Origin of the sequence: Actinoplanes sp. NPDC051633 (assembly GCF_040681735.1) — a bacterium.
In the GTDB taxonomy this organism is placed as follows: Bacteria; Actinomycetota; Actinomycetes; order Mycobacteriales; family Micromonosporaceae; genus Actinoplanes.
The window spans coordinates 1-2,765 of sequence record NZ_JBFAZH010001033.1 but is presented as its reverse complement, the minus strand read 5'-3'; the positions used below and the strand labels follow the sequence as shown (position 1 = coordinate 2,765).

Genomic DNA, 2,765 nt, shown 5'->3' with positions numbered 1-2,765 from the left:
CCCTTCTTCCCGGTCGGGCGGGACGCCGGGCCGCCTCGCTGCGCGGCCCGGCGTCCGCCGTCGCGCTAGCTGGTGGCCGCCTTGTCGCGGGCGACCCGGACCAGTTCGACCAGGCCGGCCGCGTACTCCTGGGACTCGCCGTGCGCCTCGTCGTAGGGCGGCTGGAAGCCGACGCCCTCCCACTGCTGCGTGGCCTCGTTCCACTTGTCGTTGCCCACCTCGAAGTTCCAGGCCGTGATGCCCAGGTCGTAGTAGAGGTGGTCGGCCGAGTTGCCGGCCGCGGAGTAGAGCACGTCGGCCACCGGCCCGGTGTACGACGGCCACGTGACCGTCCCGCGCTCGGTGGCGATCGCGCCGACGATCCGGCGGGCGCTGTCCAGGAAGTACTTCGCCTCGTCGATCGACGGCCGCGGCAGCGTGACCCGGCCCTCGGCCTTGTACGCCCCCGGGCTCCACATGAAGTAGCCGCCGTAGCTGTGCACGTTCATCGAGTACTTGATGTTGGGGTGCGCCTCGGCCAGCGCGACGACGTTGCGGCTCTCCGCCTCGGACAGCTCGGCGGTGCCCGAGTACGTCCCGGACAGGCAGTTGGCGCTGCCGCCCACGTAACCGTCGAAGTAGGAGCCGACGGCGTAGTTGCGGTTCACGTCCACGCCCCACGAGTTGCGGTTACGCGGGTCGCGGGCCGCGCCGGTGCAGTGGTTGACCAGGTTCTTGCGCTGGAAGTTGAAGTCGTTGAACGAGTAGTTCGCGCCGTCCGGGTTGACCGTCGGGATCACGAACACCTCGACCGAGTCGAGCAGCTCGCGGGTGGCCGGGTCGGTGGCGTAGTTGGCCAGCAGCCGCTCGGCGAACTCGAGGGTCACCAGCGGCGTCGCCCACTCGCGCGCGTGCTCCTGCGAGTAGGTCAGCACACCGATCTTCGAGCCGTCGCGGACCGAGCCGATTCGCAGGGCCTGCACGGTCCACGGGCGCGTGGGCACCTCGGTGCCGGCCAGGCCGTCGTCCAGGCGCACCGGGCCGGTGACCGGCATCGGCAGGCCCACCCCGTCGTTGGCCACGACGGCGCGGAAGCGCTGCGGGAAGGTCACGCTGATCGCCGAGGCGACGTCGGCGGTCGAGCTGATCGTCTTGCCTTCGGCGTCGGTGGCGAGCGAGACCGTCAGGACCCGATCGCGGTACGTGACGCGCAGCGGCCGGTTCGGGGCGCCGGGGTCGACCGTACGCACCTGGACACCGTTCCACCCCTGGTCGCCGAACTTCACGGACTCGACCACGATGCCGCCGATCAGCGCGGTCGCCGTACGCCGATAGCCCTGGGTCTTGTTGGGCAGGTCGAGCACGTCGACGAGATTCCGGTACTGCCGGTGCAGCCGCTTGATCCGGGCGCTGACGTCGGTCGGCGTCATGTAGGCGTCGATGAAGTCCTTCTGGTAGCCGGCCGGCGTGGCGGGCGGCGTCGTGCCGGGCCAGACCGCCGGGCTGATCTGCCGGGAGCGGCCGCCGAGGCTGGAGGTGGCGCTGACCGACACGGGCTGCGCGGGCAGCGGCTGCGGCACCGCCCAGTGGTACTGGTACTCCCCCGCGTCCTCGAATCGGACCAGCGGGTACGTGCCGGTGGCGCCGTCGGCGGTGCGCCAGGTCACGGTGATCTCGACGTCCGGGTCGTCGCTGGCGGTGGTGGCGACCTGGGTCTGCACGAAGGTCTTGCCGTTGCTGGTCCACCAGTAGGCCTGGAGGAACTGCAGGGTGTCGGCGGCCACCGCTTTCGCACCGGTCCTCATGCTGGTGCCGAGGGCGGCGATGGTCGGGATGAGCTGCACGGCGGTGGCGCCGCGGGCCTCGAGGGCGGCCAGGCCGGCGCCGGTCACGACGATGTCGGCGAGCGTCTTGCCCGCGCTGGTGCGCGGGCGAGCGGCGATGTCGGCGCCCTCGGCCACGAGGTCGCGGAAGAGGTCTTCGGACGGCAGCTGGAAGCGGACGAGGGCGGTCTGGCCGGCGGCGAGCTGGACGCCGGGCGCGGCCGCGGCGGCCGCCTGCGGCGCTACCAGAAACGAGGTGAGAAGTACGGCTAGAGCGAGCCACTTTCTGGACATGCGTCCACACCAGCCCATCCATTGACCCGTGTCAACATCGCCGGCGGGATGAGGTGGGGCGTGTCGGAAGTGCCTGTAGTCCGGCCGATCCGGCGGTGCGGCCCGACCGGCCGTCACGGAGCGGACGGAACAGGATCCCGCAGCGAGAACTTGCTTTTCTGGTAGGCGCTCACCAGAGCCTCACCGCTCTCCGGTGGACCGTGCAGGAAGCACGCCACCGGGTCGGTGTCGTCCTCCCACCAGATCGCCGACTTCTCGGTGTCGGGAAGGCGGTAGACGGCGAAGGCGCCTTGCCGGGTCGAGTCCTTCCGATACCACTCGCTACGCCAGTCGACGTTCTCCTCATCGATGTTGTTCCGTTCACCGCCGGGGCGTCCCTGCTCCGTCATCGCGGACATGCTTTCGTATTCCACGCAGTACATGGTGATCGCGACACCCGCGCCGTCGACCGCGCACTTATCCTTGAACTTCATGCCGACGCTGATCGGCTCCGGGCGGCAGACGATGCCGGGCCAGAAGGCCTCGAACTCGGCGCGCAGCGTTCGAGGCGCGGCAGGTGACGCGGGCGACGGCGCAGAAGACGATGTCGGTGCGTCCCCCTCTCGCGCGGCCGCATCGCCGGAGATCTTTGGCACCGCCCAGATCAGGACGGCGGCCGCGACCGCCGAC

The 2,765-nt window shown here is 70.5% G+C and carries 3 protein-coding genes; 1 reads left to right on the top strand and 2 read right to left on the bottom strand.

Going from position 1 to position 2,765, the window contains the following annotated elements; translation table 11 throughout:
* Nucleotides 1-65: 65 nt before the first annotated feature.
* Nucleotides 66-2,096, bottom strand: a complete 2,031-nt coding sequence (locus AB0M20_RS36425; protein WP_364305211.1) for a M14 family zinc carboxypeptidase — start codon at nt 2,094-2,096, stop codon at nt 66-68.
* Nucleotides 2,097-2,209: 113 nt separating this feature from the next.
* Nucleotides 2,210-2,569, bottom strand: a complete 360-nt coding sequence (locus AB0M20_RS36420) for a hypothetical protein (protein ID WP_364305209.1) — start codon at nt 2,567-2,569, stop codon at nt 2,210-2,212.
* Here AB0M20_RS36420 and AB0M20_RS36415 point away from each other — a divergent pair.
* The coding region (locus AB0M20_RS36415; protein WP_364305207.1) for a hypothetical protein at nt 2,568-2,765 on the top strand (198 nt) is incomplete at its 3' end. The two genes, AB0M20_RS36420 and AB0M20_RS36415, sit on opposite strands and share 2 nt — an antisense overlap.